General features: G+C 51.6%; 1 protein-coding gene. It reads right to left on the bottom strand.

Going from position 1 to position 1,075, the window contains the following annotated elements:
* Positions 1–11: 11 nt before the first annotated feature.
* A complete protein-coding gene (locus AC1DLI_RS34275) occupies positions 12–968 on the bottom strand; it encodes an IS30 family transposase (RefSeq protein ID WP_477610196.1) in 957 nt (318 codons plus the stop codon).
* Positions 969–1,075: the final 107 nt, after the last annotated feature.

Here is a 1,075-nt window from a genome sequence, read left to right as displayed (position 1 = left end):
ATGATGGATTGTCAAGCTAAGTGCGACAGTTCGTCCATGAAGGATTCGGATGCAGACTTCCAGCCCAGACATTTACGAGGGCGATGGTTGATGAGGCGGACGGCATCTGCCAGTTCCTCGTCAGAAACCGTTGCAAGGTCATGACCCTTGGGGAAAAACTCCCGTAGGAGGCCATTTCCGTTTTCATTGGAACCTCGTTGCCAAGAGGAATAGGGATCTGCAAAATAAACCTTGATGTCGTGAACGTTCTCTAAAGCAGCATAACAGGCGAACTCTTTTCCGCGATCGGTTGTCGCCGTCTGAAAGGTCCCTTGCGGGTACTGACTAGCGGCAACACCAAAGGCAACTTCCATAGAATGTGCGGTGCGATCCGGCATCTTTACGGCTAAATAGAGACGTGTTTTACGCTCGATGAAGGTGGCCGCGCAAGCCTTGCTATTTCCTCGGCTGGACACGACGGTATCTAGCTCCCAATGCCCGAAGGTTGTACGCTTGCGTACTTCTTTGGGTCGCTGACTGATGGAAGTTCCGATGAGGAACCGTCCCCGTGTTTCCGTTGGTTTACGTCGCTTTCCTTTGTGACGCAGAACCTGCGCCTCTGAAACCGACAGCCGGCCGTCATAGAGCCATCTGTAGATCGTCTTAAAGCAGACAAAGCTATCCCCTTCGCATCTGCGTTTTTCGGCGATTTGCTCGGGTGACCAGGTTTGCTGTAGCTTCTCCTGCAGCTCTGCAGCAAGCTCAGGGGTGAATTTACCCGCTGGTACGCTGGAGCTTCTTCGCTGATGATACGCCTGTTGGGCTGTTATGGCTGCGTAACTCAGATCGGTCTGACTACGTTTAATTTCACGCGCAATGGTGGCGTGATGGCGCCCAAGCTGACGGCCTATTGCCCGTGTCGACCAGCCCAACCGATGTAACGTCTCTAGTTGTCCACGTTCTATTATGCTAAGATGGGAGTAGCTCATGTTGGGTTCTCCTGTGAAAAATGGTGTTGTGGTGACTTCCATTTTACACGAATCCAAACATGGGCCTCTTTGTTTTTTAGCTGTCGCACTTCATATTACAATCCGTC

The sequence above is a fragment of the Paenibacillus sp. 01T443 genome (assembly GCF_056398325.1).
Note: the sequence above shows the minus strand (reverse complement) of the source record. Positions and strands in the feature narration are given on the sequence as shown.